18 protein-coding genes are annotated in these 16,168 nt (G+C 59.2%); 10 read left to right on the forward strand and 8 right to left on the reverse strand.

What is annotated here, in order from left to right; genetic code table 11:
- The 4 genes from K419_RS0116155 to K419_RS0116170 all read right to left on the reverse strand — a co-directional run.
- A partial coding sequence (locus K419_RS0116155; RefSeq protein WP_026842530.1) for an IS3 family transposase occupies positions 1 to 239 on the reverse strand: 239 nt, incomplete at its 3' end.
- A 12-nt stretch (positions 240 to 251) separates the two neighbouring features.
- A complete protein-coding gene (locus K419_RS0116160) occupies positions 252 to 689 on the reverse strand; it encodes a hypothetical protein (protein ID WP_026842496.1) in 438 nt (145 codons plus the stop codon).
- Between the two features lie 190 nt (positions 690 to 879).
- Complete coding sequence (locus K419_RS22190; RefSeq protein ID WP_198013122.1) at positions 880 to 1,521, reverse strand: SMODS domain-containing nucleotidyltransferase; 642 nt, start codon at positions 1,519 to 1,521, stop codon at positions 880 to 882.
- A 7-nt stretch (positions 1,522 to 1,528) separates the two neighbouring features.
- Positions 1,529 to 2,200, reverse strand: a complete 672-nt coding sequence (locus K419_RS0116170; protein WP_026842497.1) for a hypothetical protein — start codon at positions 2,198 to 2,200, stop codon at positions 1,529 to 1,531.
- An 837-nt stretch (positions 2,201 to 3,037) separates the two neighbouring features.
- On the opposite strand from K419_RS0116170, the gene K419_RS0116175 reads away from it, so the two are divergent.
- Positions 3,038 to 3,400, forward strand: coding sequence for a hypothetical protein (locus K419_RS0116175; protein WP_026842498.1), 363 nt, complete (start codon positions 3,038 to 3,040; stop codon positions 3,398 to 3,400).
- A gap of 160 nt (positions 3,401 to 3,560) precedes the next feature.
- On the opposite strand, the gene K419_RS0116180 is transcribed toward K419_RS0116175, so the two are convergent.
- The 3 genes from K419_RS0116180 to K419_RS0116190 form a co-directional block, all read right to left on the reverse strand.
- Positions 3,561 to 4,154 carry a YceI family protein gene (locus tag K419_RS0116180; protein ID WP_026842499.1) on the reverse strand — a complete coding sequence of 198 codons (594 nt, stop codon included), beginning with the start codon at positions 4,152 to 4,154 and terminating at the stop codon, positions 3,561 to 3,563.
- A 90-nt stretch (positions 4,155 to 4,244) separates the two neighbouring features.
- Positions 4,245 to 4,688, reverse strand: coding sequence for a MarR family winged helix-turn-helix transcriptional regulator (locus K419_RS0116185; RefSeq protein WP_026842500.1), 444 nt, complete (start codon positions 4,686 to 4,688; stop codon positions 4,245 to 4,247).
- Between the two features lie 257 nt (positions 4,689 to 4,945).
- Positions 4,946 to 6,154 carry a hypothetical protein gene (locus tag K419_RS0116190; RefSeq protein ID WP_026842501.1) on the reverse strand — a complete coding sequence of 403 codons (1,209 nt, stop codon included), beginning with the start codon at positions 6,152 to 6,154 and terminating at the stop codon, positions 4,946 to 4,948.
- A 134-nt stretch (positions 6,155 to 6,288) separates the two neighbouring features.
- Here K419_RS0116190 and K419_RS0116195 point away from each other — a divergent pair, with 134 nt between their 5' ends.
- The 4 genes from K419_RS0116195 to K419_RS22200 all read left to right on the forward strand — a co-directional run bounded on the left by K419_RS0116195 (position 6,289) and on the right by K419_RS22200 (position 9,649).
- Entirely contained in the window at positions 6,289 to 6,477 is a 189-nt protein-coding gene (locus tag K419_RS0116195) for a hypothetical protein (RefSeq protein ID WP_026842502.1), read from the forward strand.
- Positions 6,478 to 6,533: 56 nt separating this feature from the next.
- Positions 6,534 to 6,899 (forward strand): c-type cytochrome, encoded by a 366-nt coding sequence (locus K419_RS22195; RefSeq protein WP_035497340.1) that lies wholly within the window; start codon positions 6,534 to 6,536, stop codon positions 6,897 to 6,899.
- Between the two features lie 104 nt (positions 6,900 to 7,003).
- Positions 7,004 to 8,263, forward strand: coding sequence for a GAF and HD-GYP domain-containing protein (locus K419_RS0116205; RefSeq protein ID WP_026842503.1), 1,260 nt, complete (start codon positions 7,004 to 7,006; stop codon positions 8,261 to 8,263).
- A 66-nt stretch (positions 8,264 to 8,329) separates the two neighbouring features.
- Entirely contained in the window at positions 8,330 to 9,649 is a 1,320-nt protein-coding gene (locus K419_RS22200) for an NfeD family protein (protein ID WP_035497341.1), read from the forward strand.
- Positions 9,650 to 9,824: 175 nt separating this feature from the next.
- Here the strand turns inward: K419_RS22200 and K419_RS24140 are convergent, their stop codons facing one another.
- Positions 9,825 to 10,127, reverse strand: a complete 303-nt coding sequence (locus K419_RS24140; protein WP_226377717.1) for a hypothetical protein — start codon at positions 10,125 to 10,127, stop codon at positions 9,825 to 9,827.
- A gap of 457 nt (positions 10,128 to 10,584) precedes the next feature.
- On the opposite strand from K419_RS24140, the gene K419_RS0116220 reads away from it, so the two are divergent.
- The 5 genes from K419_RS0116220 to recD2 all read left to right on the forward strand — a co-directional run bounded on the left by K419_RS0116220 (position 10,585) and on the right by recD2 (position 16,158).
- On the forward strand, positions 10,585 to 10,863 hold the full coding sequence (locus K419_RS0116220; RefSeq protein ID WP_026842505.1) for a hypothetical protein: 279 nt from the start codon (positions 10,585 to 10,587) through the stop codon (positions 10,861 to 10,863).
- Positions 10,860 to 11,471, forward strand: a complete 612-nt coding sequence (locus tag K419_RS0116225; protein ID WP_026842506.1) for a CAP domain-containing protein — start codon at positions 10,860 to 10,862, stop codon at positions 11,469 to 11,471. Before K419_RS0116220 ends, K419_RS0116225 begins: the two co-directional genes overlap by 4 nt.
- Positions 11,472 to 11,603: 132 nt before the next feature.
- Positions 11,604 to 13,214: an AAA family ATPase gene (locus K419_RS0116230; RefSeq protein WP_026842507.1), complete on the forward strand. Its 1,611-nt coding sequence runs from the start codon at positions 11,604 to 11,606 to the stop codon at positions 13,212 to 13,214.
- Positions 13,215 to 13,883: a general secretion pathway protein GspB gene (locus K419_RS0116235; RefSeq protein ID WP_026842508.1), complete on the forward strand. Its 669-nt coding sequence runs from the start codon at positions 13,215 to 13,217 to the stop codon at positions 13,881 to 13,883.
- A gap of 94 nt (positions 13,884 to 13,977) precedes the next feature.
- Entirely contained in the window at positions 13,978 to 16,158 is a 2,181-nt protein-coding gene (gene recD2, locus K419_RS0116240) for an SF1B family DNA helicase RecD2 (RefSeq protein WP_026842509.1), read from the forward strand.
- The last annotated feature ends 10 nt before the right edge of the window (positions 16,159 to 16,168 follow it).

Consider the following 16,168-nt stretch of genomic DNA (forward strand, 5'->3'; position numbering starts at 1 on the left):
CCGATCTCGGAGTAAAGCCGCTCCGGACTGGCCGCCGGATCATCGGGCTTCGGGCCGCGCTTAGTCTCGAAGATGCCTGGCGCCTGCGCGATGAGCTCTCGTTTCCACTCGCCCACCTGAGTCGGATGGACACCGAATTCCTGGGCGATTTCGTTCAGCGTCTTGACGCCGCGGATCGCTTCGAGAGCCACTTTCGTCTTGTACTGGCTGGTGAAACTTTTGCGCTTCCGTTCGCTCATTGCCTGCTCCTTTTATCGCAGGCGCCATCTTAAACTATTGTCCTGAAAATGGGGTCCACTATACAGAGTTGTGACACGCTCCTCCAGGGTGGGTGGCGGGCTGGTGTGGGCTCCAAGTCCGCCGGCCGTTATATTCACTGTAGCCGACGGAATAGAAGTGGTGCAACTGCGCACTTCTTTGGGCTTTAACGCCGCAAGCACTTGTTGAAACCACTCCGCGATTCTCTCTAGAATCGGCCGTTCTCCGAAATCTTTTAGTATCTCCCAAATGCCGATTCCGACAAGAGTCATACCGAAAAATTGCAGGGTAGTGCCGGCGTAAAGCAACTGCTTCGTCATGTTTTTTGCCAGCAGAGAAACCCCCCAGGATATGGAAATTCCTCCAGCAAACAACCACCATGATGTAATCTCTTTGGTGAAGAGGTAGAACAGTCTTTTCCACTGCGCCATTATTGGTCTCCTGCCCAGGCTGCAAGGACTTTTCCAGTTGCCTATGTCGGAATCGTTCGGCCGGAAGTCAGGGGCAAATGTCTTGCCGACAACGCCCATCGATGTCAAGATACCCTCACTGCTGCCCATGACAAACTGTGTATTTGGCACAGTTCACTGTCTGTCTGTGTCAGGGAAAAGGCAAAACCCTCTACGGGATCAATTTTTTTATTTCGCTCTCTGCTGTAGGCGCCATACCAAGGCGCTCATAATCCCGCACGTTCTTGACAATCAGCTTTGCTCGGTTCACGTTGTCCTTCCGCCACTGCGCCCAATCGTTTGAAATTGAGAGATTGTCGAAGACCGTGAACAGATAATCCTTCAGGTTGGTGCAACTCAAGTATGAAAGTCCGATAAGCCACTTCTCCAAACCAAACGAGTCAAAAACGTAGTGATTCTTGGCGTTCCAGTATTTAGCCAGGCGGATGGTAGGTTTAATCTGGCTTGAGTTATTCTTGTTTATTTCTGTCAAGGTGCTTTTATAGTCATTGGGGTTGGTATCCTGCCACCCTTCCGACCCCTTCGGAATCTGATAAGAACCACCCCATGATTGGATTGCCGGCACCAGGTCGAACTTGATGTGGTTCAACTCCAGCACCATTGACGGATTCGACTGCTTAATTTCCGATGTGCTGTAGTATTTGTCCGCAAAACGTTTGATGCGGTTCAGGTAAGTCTGCGGCACACTCCCGTCCTCCTTCAGCACCACCATATAATCGATGTCGGATTTCTCGTCCATGGACTGCGGAAGGATTGTGTCCCGTGTAGAAGAAACGAACCTGAACTGGGACACCAGGTTCTCACCGAAGTAAGCCCTTATCCAGACCTTCGTCCATCTCGAGTTGTTGCTCCAACAAGTGCTCCAGCCGGCGTGCCTCCAGAAATATTGGCTCAATCCTCTGGTAGATTTTTTGGCCGAGGTCATTGTTGGGAGGGAGTTCGTCCATCAGCGATTTCAGTGTCCTGGCGGCATCGAAAACATTCAAAAGGCGCCAATCTTCGGTTGCATACACCGCATCTCGCAGGGAACGCCCGGCACGATCCAGTTTATCACAGACAAACTTACCATTGTCGCCCATCCAAATCTGCGCCTCGAGCAGCATCTGCTGGATGCCTGCTATCCTCTGCTGCACGGCGTCTAATTTTTTACCGGCCGGCCGCTTTTCCAGGCTCCCGTGTTTCCTCGACATATCCACAATTAACCGGTCAACCGCAGTCCGCACCAGCTCGCTAGTTGTTGTGGCTATTCTGAGCTCATCTCGCAGATATATCAGCGCATTGTATTGAGATTGGGGCAATTTAATGTGGATAACGCTGGGAACAGCTTCCTCTTTCGCCGGCCTGCCTGGTTTTCGGACTCCACCAGCAGGGTTTTTTTTAGGCCTGCCCGGAGATTTTTTTGCCGGCGGTGTCTCAGGCACCAGCTCGAGCTGCTCCTGCCCGCCTTTATTTTTCTCCTCGCTCTTATCCAAATTTAAGCACTCCCTTGGCTATTAATGATGTTGTTATGCAGCACAAGTGGTAGGTTGTCAATTAATAGGTATATAATGTGTGTAAACTATTGAAAAAAAGGTAAAAACCTGACTTTATCGGATAGGTTGTGGGGCATTAAATATAGCCGGGACAACTGATAATCATGATTGAGGAGAGAGGACATGATCGTCGTCGCCGCTATTTTATCGTTCCCGCGATACTCGGGATTCTGCCGGTAATCCCGCTAATCCCGTTTTTCTAGCAAAGAGCTGCCGTCTCTAAATTACGGTGAATTCATGACCGGCCGAAAAGAACAAAAAGAGTGGAGGACGGGTAGCTACGTCGCCCCTATTTTGTTGTGCCAAGGGAAAATTGCGATTGTCCTTATGACAAAATTATGACAATTGCAAATAACATAGCCAAAAAACTGTCTTTTCTGCATAAAAAACGTACAACTGTAAAAACATAATCCATGTAAAAACAAGTATATACATATGCAGCATCATGACCCACTGGTCTTAGGATCTGGCTCCTCACGGAATAGGGGTTCAAGTCCCCTCTCTCGCACCATAAATGATTTCAAAGGGTTATCCGATCACGGGTAGCCCTTTTGTCATTTTAGCGAAAGCTTGTGCGGCCTTTTGCATCCTCGAATCCTTGTCGTACCGGGTTGTCCAACTGGTGCCGCAGGGGGCGCAAGTGGGGCTCTTTTCCCTGCGGAGCGAGAGGGGGGTGCTGCTCACCCCTCTGTTATCCAGGAAAATTCCGGTATCATTAGAGTTGCGCGGTGAGTCAGGAAGAATGCTTATAGCAGACAAGCATTCAGGGAGGTCACTATGAGAACGGTATTCTTGCTCGTGCTGATACTTGTTGCCAAGCCTTCTTTCGCAATTGAGTCCGACAAGGTATCTCATTTCGCGGGGAGTTCTGCCTTAGGGCTTATTGCCGACAGTGTCGCATATCACACCGCGACACCAATGGGCCCGGACGAGAGAATGGCGGTGTCCTCGGGCGTTGCTCTGGTGCCGGGTTTCATCATCGAGTGCGTGGACGAGTTTTCAGGGTACCACTTCAGCTGGGCTGATCTTTTGGCCGACGCTCTCGGGGCCGGTACCGGTTCCGTTGCCGGTGAGCTTCTGAGCGGTCAATTCTGGATTTCCGCTTCGGGCCGCCAGGTGCGCTTGATCGGCCACTGGTGAAAAGCTCCCTGCGCACCATCGGGAGGAGCATGCGCGTTTTGTCCTGCAGGTGGCGAGGCTCCAGAAAAGCTTCCAGGACCGCGACAGCGAGCGCAAAAAAAGGAATCCCCATCAGCTGCAGCGATGGGGATTCCTTTTTTATTTACGGCCGGTCAGCAAGTTACTTCGCTTTGATCATCTCGATTTCAAGGTTGATGTCGACGTCTTCGCCTACTGCGACGCCGCCGGTCTCAAGAGCCGCGTTGTAGACCAGGCCGAAGTCCTTGCGGTTGATCTTGGTGCTCGCGACCACGCCGCTTCTCAGGTTGCCCCAGGGGTCCTTGCTCTCTTTGGCCGGCCCTTCAACGTTCAGTACCACTTCCTTGGTCACGCCGTGCAGCGTCAGGTCGCCGGTCACCTTGAGTTTGCCTTTGCCGGCCTTGGCCACCTTTTTCGAGGTGAAGGTCATGGTCGGGTACTTGGCGGCGTCGAAGAAGTCGGCGCTCCTCAAGTGCTCATCGCGCTTGGCGACATTGGTGTTGACCGATGCGGTATCGATGGTGACGGAAACCTTGGACTTGGTTATGTCCTTGTCGTTTAGCTCCAGAACGCCGCGGTGCTTCTCAAAGCTCCCCTTGACGTTGGAGACCATCAGGTGGCGCACCTTGAAACCGACGTTGGAGTGGTCGGGGTCGATATTCCAGGTAGAGGCAGAGGCGACAACGGGAAGGGCCAGTGCTGCTATGGCTGCTATGGCTGCGATGATCTTTTTCATGGTGTACTCCTTTTTATAGGTTATTGTTAGATGGTTTTAAGTTATGTGTTTTAATGTTAAGCTGTTTTCTCAAAAAAAAGGCGCTCTCTGTTATCCCTGTCCCTCCCTTATTCCAAGTTTCTTGCACAACTCTCCCAGCGTTTCCTGTTCCTGTTCCGTGAGGACGCCCATCTCCGACACGATGGCAGCCTCGACTTCGGCGAAAACGACCTCTATAAGCGCCCGTCCCTTGTCGGTGAGGACGACGGTGTAATAACGCCGGTCTTCCAGGCTGCGCTCTCGCCTGACCAGCTCCTGCTTTTCAAGGTTGTCGATTACCAGCGTGATGTTCCCGGTGCTCTTGAGGATCTTCGCGGCCACGTCGCGCTGGCACATCGCCCCCTTGTGGAGCAGCGCCTCGAGGACTCCGAACTGGCTGATGGTCAGCCCCGCCTCGGACATCTTCCGACCCACCCTGCTGGTTACCGACTCGGAAGCCCGCATCAGCTTGGTGTAGGTATTGAGCGCGCGATATGAATTCTTTTTCTTTGCCATGGGGTTTCTCCTGCTACACATTCGATGTGTTATCGATTGATATTAAACTAATTCCGAATCGATTAAATGTCAAACTATTTTTTCACCCTCTGGTGAAAAAAATATAAGTGGCCGTACTGACTGGGAAAACAGACAAAAAACCGCCTCCGTTGGTGCGGAGGCGGTCGGATTTCTTCTTCGGTGCACACCCGGCGGGAGCATCCTATCGACGGGAGTAGCTCATGCGTTCCGGAAGGGTAGGGTAGGGGCGGGATCCGCTATTTCTTCTGACGCAGCTCCTTGACGGGGTGCTGCCCCGCCAGCTCCAGGCGGTAATCCAGCCCATTCTTGCGCTGGTTCATCTTGATCACCTCTTCGCTCGGGGCACCCTTTACGTTGAGCAGGTCCTGGCACTCGACGTAGCGCCGGTTTTCCGGGAGTTGGTCCGGCGGGCCGATCTCGGTTTCGAAGGCGTTGTAGTCGATCTGGGTGGCCAGGATCTCCCTGACGTAGTTCACCTGGGACTTGAACTGCAGCGGCGCGGGGAAGGTCTGCGGCAGCACCTGATCCACGTTTACCCCCATCTTGCCGGCGATTTTGCCCAGGTTCTGGAGGTGAGTGAGCTCCATGCCCAGGTGCAGTTCCCAGATCGGTTTCACGTGGCGGTCGGTCTCTTCCTGCAGAAAGGACCAGTAGAGCCAGCACTCGTTGTACTCGTGCAGGAGCGCGTTCTCGATCCACGGGGTCTGCGGGTCGAGCAGCGACTCGTACTGGGTGACGTGCTGCTCCTCGATCATGGCGATCTCCTGGTACAACCCCCGCCCGACCTGGTCCTGCAGCGTGTTGCCGATGTTCATGTAGAAGTTCATGGTCTGCTGCTCGCCGGCCAAAAGGGTGAGCGTGTAGAGCTTGGTGAGCGGGTCGGCGGCCATCCGGTTCATCGGTTTCCTGACGTCGTCGAAGGGGTGGCGGTGCTCCTTGACGGTGGGGCGCCCCGGGGTGATCTCGGTCAGCTTCCCGACCAGCTTTTCCGCCTTCACCCCCTGCGTCATCTCCAGGAGGTTGGCATAGCGGTACAGGTGGTCGAAGTCCTCCAGAAGCCCGAAATCGAAGACCTGCTTCACGTACTGATCGGGGACGTTTGCGGCGAGAAAGGCGGTGAGATCGACCGCCACCTGCTCATAGCCGATGGTGGTCTCAAGCGGCGACTCGTCCCCCGGGGAAAGCCAGTTGATGGTTTTTTGCTGCTGCTGTTCGACCCTGCGGCTGAGGGCTAACTGCTTCTTTAGTTCCGGGTCGTTGCAGTTGCGGGCGAACTGGTGCGAGAAGATGGCCCCCTCGACCTCCACTCCGTTCATGAGGATAATGCGGGCCTTCGTGTAGGGATGCGCCTCGTTCTTGTCGTAGGGCTTGACGTTCAACTCCTGCCAGTTCCTCAGCTGCTTGTCGGCGGCGATGCCGCGCTCCTTGAAAGGATTAAAGCTCACGTTGAACCTCCTTAGGTTAGAATTTGCCAATTATACAAAGCGGGCTAGGGCCGTCAAACGTATCGATTCGCTTGACAGGACAGGTTCACCTTTTTATACTTGCACGATTAAAAAATACCAATAAGAAATAACCCATGCTCAAGCTAATTAAAATTGGGTACCCGTTGCTGGGATCCGCCTTGTGCGGCTGTTACGAGATGCGCCCCACGTCAGGCGGCGGGAAGTTCACCGTGCTGCCTGAGGACGGGGTCCGGGCGCTGAACCCCGAAGACAGCGCCCTGCCGTCGGGGTATCGCATAGAGGCAGTAGCCACGGGGCTATGAAAAATACCGGCGTCTTGTGGCGCATCACGCGGGAAGAACAAAAATAGGGGGTAAAAATGCGCATTGTAATGGTAGTCGCTCTTTCGCTGGCGCTTTGCGCCGGGTGCTCCGCCAGGCGCGGGGAACCTATCTCGGAACCCTTGAAGATCGACAACGCCAGGGTGGCCCGGGGGGAGCGCGCCTTCATGGGCAATTGCAACGAGTGCCACCCCGGAGGGAAGAAGGGGCTCGGGTTTGCCCTCAACAATAAGCCGTTGCCCGGGTTCATGATCAAGGCGCAGGTCCGGGCGGGAGCCGGTGCGATGCCCGCCTTCCCGAAGGAACTGATAACGGGAGAGCAGCTTGACGAGATCGTGGAGTACGTGGCGCTCCTAAGGAATTCGCCCCCCCCGCCCCGGGAGAACCTTAAGCAGGAACAGTAGGCGGCAACGCTCATTTACTTCCTTAGCTGTTGCAAAAAACCCTCTTTAATGGAACAATACCGCGAGCTTTGAGCGGGTTTTACTCTTTGAAGAGGGCTGAGACTATGAGTGGACCAGACAGCAAGCTGATCAAGGCACTGCATCTCGGTCTGGAGATGTCGCAGATCAAGGATATCGACCTGCTTCTGGAGAAGATACTGACAGAGGCGCGCCGCTTCACCAATTGTGACGCAGGTTCCATCTATGTGAAGGAAGGTGACCTGCTCAAGTTCAGTTACGCCCAGAACGACACCATGCAGCGCCGGTTGCCGGTGGGGCGCAAACTCCCCTATGCGACCTTCACCGTTCCCATCAGCAGCAGTTCGATAGCCGGCTATGTCTCCCTGAACGGCTCCATCCTCAATATCCCGGACGTCTCCTGCATCGATCCGGTCTACCCCTTTTCTTTCAACAGCCGCTACGACGAGATGACCGGCTACCGTACCCGCTCCATGCTCACCGTCCCTCTCAAGAACCACCGGGGCGACGTGATCGGCGTGCTGCAGCTGATCAACGCCATGGACGCCTGCGGGAGCGTGGTCCCTTTCACCGACAATAACGACGATATCATCACCTACTTCTCCAATGCCGCGGCCAATGCGGTGGAGCGCGCCAAGATGACCCGCGAGATCATCCTGCGGATGAACCGGATGGCCGAGATGCGCGACCCGAAGGAGACCGGCCCGCACGTGAACCGGGTGGCCTCCTACGCCGTGGAGCTTTACGAGGCGTGGGCCGCGAGAAACGGGCTGCCGCAGCAGGAGATCGACAAGAACCGCGACGTGCTGCGCATGGCGGCCATGCTGCACGACGTGGGGAAGGTCGCCATCTCGGACACCATCCTGAAGAAACCCGGTCGCTTCACCCCCGAAGAGTTCGAAACCATGAAGCAGCACACCGTCTACGGCGCCGACCTTTTCAGCGACATCTATTCCGACTTCGACGAGTCGGCGGCGGTTGTGATCATGAACCACCACGAGAGGTGGGACGGCAAGGGGTACCCCGGGCACATCGATCCGCGCACCCGCCAACCCTTGCCCGGGTTCGAGGCGGAGCAGGGGGGAGCGCGCGGCAAGCGGGGGGAGGAGATCCCGCTCTTCGGCAGGATCGTCGCCATAGCCGACGTCTTCGACGCGCTAACCAGCAGCAGGTGCTACAAAGACGCCTGGGACTGCGACGAGGTCCTTGACACCATAAAGGAAGAGGCGGGCAAACAGTTCGACCCGGAACTGGTCGAGGTGCTGCTGGAATGCTGCCTGGACTCCTTCCTCCAGATCGCCAAGCTTTACCCGGACCAGCACGCATCTCCCTTGGCGGCGCCCTGATCGCTCCCGGGTACGGGTGAGCCGACGCAGTTTCCGAGGGGGAGGAAGGGTAGGTTAGGAGGTTCCGTGAAGAGACTCTTCTTGCTGGCGTTGCTGGTTCTGGGGCTGGTGCTGCCGATGCGGCTTTTCGGCGAGCAACCGCAGGTCGCGGTCATCTCGGTGCGCGGCCCGATCAACCCGGTCACCTCAAGCTATCTGAAGCAGAGCCTGGAGGCGGCGGGAAAGCGCGGGGACCGGCTCCTCTTGGTCGAGCTGGACACACCGGGGGGGCTGGATACGGCGATGCGCGACGCGGTGCAGGCCATCTTCGCAAGCCCCGTCCCGGTCGCGGTCTACGTCACCCCGTCCGGGGCCCGGGCCGCTTCGGCAGGGGCGGTGATAGGGCTGTCGGCGGACGTCCTGGCCATGGCCCCGGGGACCAACATCGGCGCCGCGCATCCGGTGGGGCTTGGCGGTGAAAAGCCGGACAAGGTGATGGAGTCGAAGATCGTCAACGACGCCGAGGCGTATGTCGACGGCATCGCCAAAAAGCGCGGACGCAACGTGGAACTCGCCAGGCGCATGGTGCGCGACAGCATCTCGCTTACCTCGGAGGCGGCGCTGCAGCAAAGGGTGATCGACCTGGTCGCCGCCGACCGGCAGGAGCTTCTGGCCAAGCTGGAAGGGCGCAAGGTGCTCCGCGGGGGGAATGAAGAGGTGCTGCATCTTTCCGGAGCCAGGGTGACCAGCTACGAGATGGGGACCCGCGACAAGATTCTGGACGCCATCAGCAACCCGGACGTCGCCTATATGCTGATGCTCCTGGGGATGCTGGGGCTCTTTTTCGAGCTCTCCAACCCCGGGGTGATCCTCCCTGGGGTGATCGGCGGGATCTCTTTGCTGCTATCGTTCTTCGCCTTGCAGACCCTGCCGGTGAACTACGCGGGGATCGCCCTGATACTGCTCGGCATCGTCCTATTCATCGCCGAGATCAAGGTGGTTTCCTACGGGATGCTCGCGGTCGGTGGGATCGTCTCCATGGTGCTCGGCTCGCTCATGCTCTTTCCGTCACCGGAGCCGTACCTGCGCCTTTCCTGGAGCGTCATCATCGCCACGGTGCTCTTAACCGCCGGGTTCTTCATCGTCGTGGTCGCCAAGGTGGTGCAGGCGCACCGGGAAAAACCGATCACCGGGGTGGAGGGGATGCTCGGAGAGGAGGGGGTGGCGGACAGCGACATCGACCCGGAGGGAAGGGTGCTGGTGCGCGGCGAGTACTGGAACGCGGTGAGCGGCGAGAGAATCCGGAAGGGGGAGAAGGTGCGGGTGGTGGAGGTGAAGGGGCTGCATCTTAAAGTCGAAACCATAAACCCCAAACCATTAACAAGGAGAACGTCTGAGGAGATCTGAGAAAAGCGAATCTGGAGAAAACAAAACAACCAAATCTTTAGCCACTGAGAAAATCGGAGAAAAACAAACTTTTGTGAAAACCGAAACTAAAGCAGAGACAGGCTTTGGGGGGGCAAAGAAACATGCGGAGAAAAACCGGAAAGGGGCCCCGGGGAGCGCCCCCGGGGCCTTCTTTTTAATGGTGGTGCGGGACGGGGAGGCACCCCTCTTCGTTGAGCGCGTTGAGGTAGGCGCCGCGCAGATCCAGGAAGGCCTGCGACAGCCTGTCGATCAGCAGGGTGTGACTGCAGCCGATCAACTCCAATAGCCCGTTTTGCTTATTCGAGATCAGCCGCTCGATGTGCGCGGACCTGCGGTTGATATCGACGTGGGTGTGACCTTGGGCATGGCTCACCAGACTCAGCGTCGCATCGGTGACAAAGACATCGATGGAGTAGATCGCTGCAACCTGCGGATGCTCTTTCAGCTGAAAGACCACCCGTATCTCTGGATGAGGAAACTCAATCCCTGGCAGGTGGTCCGGCCCCACGTAGTGTGATGAAGCTACCGGCAGCACCTCGATGAAACAATTGAGAAGGCTCGACTCTATGTCTATGGGAGTGCGTACCGGCAGTTTCAGGGCTGCCCGTGAAAACTGCTCACCGTGTTCTAAATAAAGTGAAAGGCGCATATGCTCACCTATAAGTTGTTGGTGGATTGACATGATAAAAATAAAGCCGACCTGCGTGAAAAAGCAAGTCTGCTCCGTTAATTATCTTTCCTTCATCTCTTTTTCAGTCGCACCTGTGCAGACATGCGGCCCGCGCCGCTTTACCTTATTGCTGTTTTCGCTCCTTCGGCCCGATTCACGTGCATTGCGACGTTGTCAACGCGCGCTTCTCCCTATATGCTTTCCCCCGGGTTTTTTCCCGGCACCCACAAGGAGGTAGGTTCAGATGAACGCTGAAGTGGTTTCGGTGCGTTACCGGATTCCCCTGACCGAGGGACAGGCGCAAAAGCTTCGGCGGACCTGGCCCAACGGCGACCCGTTTTACCCCTACGAGAAGATGGAGCGCTACCTGGAGCCGCTCCTGGTAGAGGATCTCAACTGGCATCACTACTCGGGGGACTACCTCTACTTCACGGTGTACGGAGACGATATCGAGGCGACGCTGGCCGACGCCATGAAGGTGTTCGAAACGAGGCTGGCAATGCTTGAGGGGAAAAAATCATGAAAACTCTGCTGAGGATCTGGATCTTGTTGCTGTTGTCGGCGACGGCCGCGCAGGCCTCGCGCGGGGAGATGGCTCGCGAGCTCCTGGCCGAGACCAACGTCGCCCGCACCGATCCCGCCCGCTATGCCGGCTACCTCAAGGAGATGAGGGGGAACTTCATCGGGAAGGGGTACCGGCTCCCCGGTTCGATGAACCTGGTGATGACCAACGAAGGGGTGGCCGCCGTCGACGAGGCGATAGCCTTTCTTTCCAGGCAGCGTCCCGTGTCCGCGCTTTCCTGGTCGCCGGGGCTCGCTAAGGCGGCCGGCGAATTGGTCCGGGAACAGGCTGCCACCGGCACAACGGGGCATGACGGCGCAAGCGGCGACCTGAAGCAGCGCATCGAGCGCTTCGGCACCTGGCAGGGGAGCATCGCCGAGAACATCGGCTACGGTCCCGATACGGCGCGCCGGATGGTGATGGAGCTGATCATAGACGACGGCGTATCCGGCCGCGGACACCGCAAGAACATCTTCGAGCGCTCCTTCGGCACGGCGGGCGCCGCCTGCGGACCGCACCCTTTGTACCGGAACATGTGCGTCATGGACTTCGCCGTCGGATACAAGTAGCTCTTGGGATGAATGCTTCTTCATTTCCAAGCAGTAATTTGCTTGACACTCCTGCCCTAAATACCTATAGACTAATGGCTCGTTTTTCCACCCGAATCCTTTTCCCCCCCTCGCCGGGGCCTATGGGGATATATGTACTGGGAATCTTTCGGCTTCAAAGAGGCGCCTTTCGCGCTTACCCCCAACCCCTCGTTCCTGTTCCTAAGTTCTCCGCACCAGGAGGCGTTCGCGCACCTGCTCTTCGCCATCGAGAGCCGGGCCGGTTTCATCGAGCTCTCGGGCGAGGTGGGTACCGGCAAGACGACCATCGTGCGCACGCTCTTGAACCAGCTCGACCCGGAGACCCACCGCACCGCGCTCATCTTCAACCCGACGCTTTCGCCACTGGGGCTTTTGCAGGAGGTGAACTCGGAGTTCGGGCTCGACTGCGTGAGCCACGACATGCGCGAGCTGCACACCACCCTGAACGCCTACCTGCTGGAGGAGAACCGCGCCGGCCGCACCGTGGTGCTGGTGATCGACGAGGCGCAGAACCTCTCGGTCGAGGTGCTGGAGCAGGTCCGGCTCATCTCCAACCTGGAGACCGACAGCGACAAGCTGATCCAGATCGTGCTGGTGGGGCAGCCGGAACTGAACGCGCTCCTGTCGCGGGAGGAACTGAGGCAGCTGGACCAGCGCATCACGGTGCGCTATCACCTCAAACCCATGTCTTTCGACGATACCTGCGCCTATGTCCGGCACCGGATCAGGTTCGCCGCCGACGGGCGGGAACCCCTTACCTTCGCGCAGGGGGCGTTCAAGAAGATCTTCAGCTTCTCCGGCGGTTTGCCGCGCCTCATCAACGGGGTCTGCGACCGTGCCCTGTTGCTCGCCTACACCAAGGAGTGCAAGGAGGTTTCAACCGAAATGGCGGCTCTTGCCATAGCCGATCTGCGCAGGTCGCTTCCCCGCAGGCGGCGTGCCGTACCGATGAAGGCCCTGTCTGCCGGGGTGGCGCTCTGCATCCTGGCGATCGCCGCCTTCTCGATATTTTCAGGGTCGCTGCTACGCCACAAACCTGCCGCCTTGCACCCCCCTCCCGCACTGTCGCGCCAAGCGGCGCTCGCAGCTCTTGCGGCCTCCTCCGAACAGCTGAATCTGCTCGCCTCTGTCAACGCGGTGCTGGCGGCCTGGCAGGCCCCGGCGGCTGTTGCCACCCCGGGACAGCCGGCGACGCTGCGCGGACTTGCCCGCCAGCGCGGGATGACGGCGACGAAAGTGACCGGGAACCTCGACACGCTGGCGCGCCTGGACGCCCCGGCGCTGCTCCATGTAGCCGTGCCGGGGGGAGGCGAGAGGCTCATCGCCCTCTTGATGGTTGACCGTGACGAGGTCGGCGTGGCGCCGGCCGTGGCGGGAAAAGAGAGGCTCACCCGAGCCGAGCTCGCGCAGATCTGGAGCGGCGGCGCCACCTTGCTCTGGAAGGATTTCCACGGCATCTCCTCGCGCGGCAAAGCTAGTGAGAAGGCGGCCGGGGTGAGGCTTTTGCAGGGGCTCTTGAAACAGGTCGGCTGCTACGACGGCGCCGTTAACGGAGAACTCAGCGACAAGACCCAGGCGGCTGTCGCCGAATTCCAGCGCCGGGAGCAGTTGACCGCGGACGGGAAGCTGGGGGGGCAGACCCTGATGATGCTGTATCGGCGCGCCGGAGGTTTTTTCCCGCCGGGGCTGCAAACCTTGACCCACAACCAGGGGCGAATCTAGATGAGTCTGATCCTCGATGCCTTGAGAAAAATGGAACAGGAGCGCAGGAGCCGGCGCGGCGCGGCCAACGACCTGCGCCCGGAGGTGCTCCGCTACCACCAGGCTAACCAGCCCAAGGAACCGGCCCGCTATCCCGTGCTGCTCGTCGGCGCGGCGCTTCTTTGCCTCGGCATAGGCGCGGGGGTGCTTTTGAAGGGGAACCGGAACGAGACGCCCAAGGAGGAGCCGGTCGCAGCCCCTCTTCCCGCCGCTCCTTTGCCTGCGGCACCTGCCGTAGCGCCGGCCGCTCCCATAGCCGTGCCGGCACCGCAGCCGGCCGCCGCGGTCACTGCGGGAGTCCCCTCTGTGCAGGGGGAGGGAGCAGCCAGCCAGGCCAGATCGAAGTCGTCACGGGCCTCTTCATATCGCTCCGCCGCGGCAGAGGGTGAGGGGGGCTCCCCGCGGGAAACCGCCGCGGTACAGTCGGGTGCGCCGGACATCGTCATCTCGGGGATCGCCTACCAGGACGAAAGGCGCATGCGCCGCGCGGTACTGAACGGCGTCCTGGTGGGTGAGGGGGCCGAAATCGCCGGCGCCCGGGTGGTCGAGATCAAGGAGACCAAGGTCAGGCTGTCGCGCGGCGGACAGACCTTCGAGCTTCCTTTCTCCTCGGGGCTGCAATCCCGCTGATTCCGTAAAAAGCTGCCACATCACCAGTGTTGCCTGCGGCTGAACGGGCCATGTGGCCCCTTCGCCTCTGCCTGACCCTGCGATCGAGCCTGCCATGAAAGAGACACCCCCAACAGAAAATGTCGACAGGCTCTCAGGCTCGCTGGAGCGCGTCACCTTCCACAGCGAGGAGACCGGGTTCTGCGTGCTGCGGGTGAAGGTTGCCGGGCAGCGCGACCTGGTGACGGTGACCGGCGCCGCGGCCTCGGTGACGCCTGGGGAATACCTTGAGTGCACCGGCTCCTGGCACAACGACCGGACCCACGGCATGCAGTTCAAGGCCGGGCACATCAAGGTGGTTCCCCCCACCACGCTGGAAGGGATCGAGAAGTACCTGGGAAGCGGGATGGTGCACGGCATCGGAGCCCACTTCGCCAAGGTGCTGGTGAAATCGTTCGGCGCGGCGGTGTTCGACGTCATCGAGAACCACCCGGAGAGGCTTCTGGAACTCCCGGGGATCGGACGCAAGCGGATGGAATCGGTCGCCGGCGCCTGGGTGGAGCAGAAGGCGATCCGGGACATCATGGTGTTCCTGCAGTCCAATGGCCTTGGGACAGCCCGCGCCGTGAGGATCTACAAGAGCTACGGCAACGAGGCGATCTTCAAGGTCACCGAGAACCCGTACCGGCTGGCCCTGGAGATCCATGGCATAGGTTTCAAGACCGCCGACCTCCTGGCTGCCAAGCTGGGGATAGCGCCCGACTCCATGATCCGGGCCCAGGCGGGGGTGCGGCACGTGCTGCAGGAGATGTCGGCCGGCGGCCACTGCGCCAGCCTGCGGGCGGAGCTGGCCGAGAGCGCAGCTACTTTGCTGGAGATCCCTCAACCGGTAATAGAGTCCGCCATCGAAGCGGAAATAGGCGAGGAAAACCTGGTCGCCGACCAGATCTCCGGCTCCCCCTGTGTATTCCTCGCGCCGCTCTATAAGGCCGAGGTAGGCGTTGCCTCCGGGATCTGCCGTCTTCGCGCCGGCACGCCCCCCTGGGGCGGTATCGTAGCCGAAGAGGCGATCCCCTGGGTGGAGAGCGAGAAAGGAATCACCCTTTCCGCCTCGCAGCGCGACGCCATTCGGCTTGCGCTCAAGAGCAAGGTGGTCGTGGTGACCGGCGGACCGGGGGTGGGTAAGACCACGCTGGTCAACAGCATCCTGGGTGTCATCGGCAGAAGGCCGCTTAGGGTCACCCTCTGCGCGCCGACGGGGAGGGCAGCCAAGCGCCTCGCCGAGTCGACCGGGATGGAGGCCAAAACCATCCATCGGCTCTTGGAGTTCGACCCGCAGACCTTCGGCTTCAAGCGCTGCAAGGAGAACCCGCTTCACACCGACCTCCTGGTCATGGACGAGGCGTCCATGGTCGACGTGGTGCTGATGAACAAGCTTCTCCCCGCCATTCCCGATCATGCCGGCCTCATCATCGTGGGGGATGTGGACCAACTCCCGTCGGTGGGGCCGGGAAGCGTCCTGTCCGACATCATCGAGTCCGGCGCGGTTCCGACGGTGCGGCTCACCGAGATCTTCCGGCAGGCCGCTGGCTCCAGAATCATCGTCAACGCTCACCGCATCAACCGGGGTGAGCTGCCGCTGAAGGACGAGGGGAAGGAGCTTGCCGACTTCTACTTCATCCCGGCGGCGACGCCCGAGGATATCCACGACAAGCTCCTGCAGGTGATCAGGGAGCGGATACCCAAGCGCTTCGGCTTCGACCCGGTGCGCGAGGTCCAGGTGCTTACGCCGATGAACCGCGGGGGGCTCGGGACCAGGTCCCTCAACGCCGAGTTGCAGGGGGTGCTGAACGGCAGGGCCGAGCCCAAGGTGGAGCGCTTCGGCACCAGCTACGCCCCCGGGGACAAGGTGATCCAGACGGTGAACAACTACGAGAAGGAGGTCTTCAACGGGGACATCGGACGCATAGTCGAGATCCGCTCCGAAGAAAGCGCCCTCACCGTGGACTTCGATGACCGGCTGGTGGAATATGCATTTGCCGAACTGGACGAGGTGAGCCTCGCCTACGCCACCAGCATCCACAAGAGCCAGGGGTCGGAGTACACCGCCGTGGTGATCCCGCTTGCCATGCAGCACTACACCATGCTGGAGCGAAACCTCCTGTACACCGCCGTCACCCGCGGCAAGAAGCTCGTGGTGGTGATCGGCGAGCAAAAGGCGCTCGCCATGGCGGTGCAGAACCAGAAGTCCCACCGCCGCCTGACCAAGCTGGCGGGGAGGATCGCTCTCCAGTAGAGGGGAGAGT

Origin of the sequence: Citrifermentans bremense R1 (genome assembly GCF_000426865.1) — a bacterium.
GTDB lineage: Bacteria > Desulfobacterota > Desulfuromonadia > Geobacterales > Geobacteraceae > Geomonas > Geomonas bremensis.

What these genes read in the sequence shown, in the direction of transcription:
- K419_RS0116160 (WP_026842496.1), bottom strand. Translation starts at nt 689, where the DNA reads ATGGCGCAGTGGAAAAGACTGTTCTACCTCTTCACCAAAGAGATTACA.
- K419_RS0116175 (WP_026842498.1), top strand. Translation starts at nt 3,038, where the DNA reads ATGAGAACGGTATTCTTGCTCGTGCTGATACTTGTTGCCAAGCCTTCT.
- K419_RS0116180 (WP_026842499.1), bottom strand. Translation starts at nt 4,154, where the DNA reads ATGAAAAAGATCATCGCAGCCATAGCAGCCATAGCAGCACTGGCCCTT.
- K419_RS0116185 (WP_026842500.1), bottom strand. Translation starts at nt 4,688, where the DNA reads ATGGCAAAGAAAAAGAATTCATATCGCGCGCTCAATACCTACACCAAG.
- K419_RS0116195 (WP_026842502.1), top strand. Translation starts at nt 6,289, where the DNA reads ATGCTCAAGCTAATTAAAATTGGGTACCCGTTGCTGGGATCCGCCTTG.
- K419_RS22195 (WP_035497340.1), top strand. Translation starts at nt 6,534, where the DNA reads ATGCGCATTGTAATGGTAGTCGCTCTTTCGCTGGCGCTTTGCGCCGGG.
- K419_RS0116205 (WP_026842503.1), top strand. Translation starts at nt 7,004, where the DNA reads ATGAGTGGACCAGACAGCAAGCTGATCAAGGCACTGCATCTCGGTCTG.
- K419_RS0116220 (WP_026842505.1), top strand. Translation starts at nt 10,585, where the DNA reads ATGAACGCTGAAGTGGTTTCGGTGCGTTACCGGATTCCCCTGACCGAG.
- K419_RS0116225 (WP_026842506.1), top strand. Translation starts at nt 10,860, where the DNA reads ATGAAAACTCTGCTGAGGATCTGGATCTTGTTGCTGTTGTCGGCGACG.
- K419_RS0116230 (WP_026842507.1), top strand. Translation starts at nt 11,604, where the DNA reads ATGTACTGGGAATCTTTCGGCTTCAAAGAGGCGCCTTTCGCGCTTACC.
- K419_RS0116235 (WP_026842508.1), top strand. Translation starts at nt 13,215, where the DNA reads ATGAGTCTGATCCTCGATGCCTTGAGAAAAATGGAACAGGAGCGCAGG.
- recD2 (WP_026842509.1), top strand. Translation starts at nt 13,978, where the DNA reads ATGAAAGAGACACCCCCAACAGAAAATGTCGACAGGCTCTCAGGCTCG.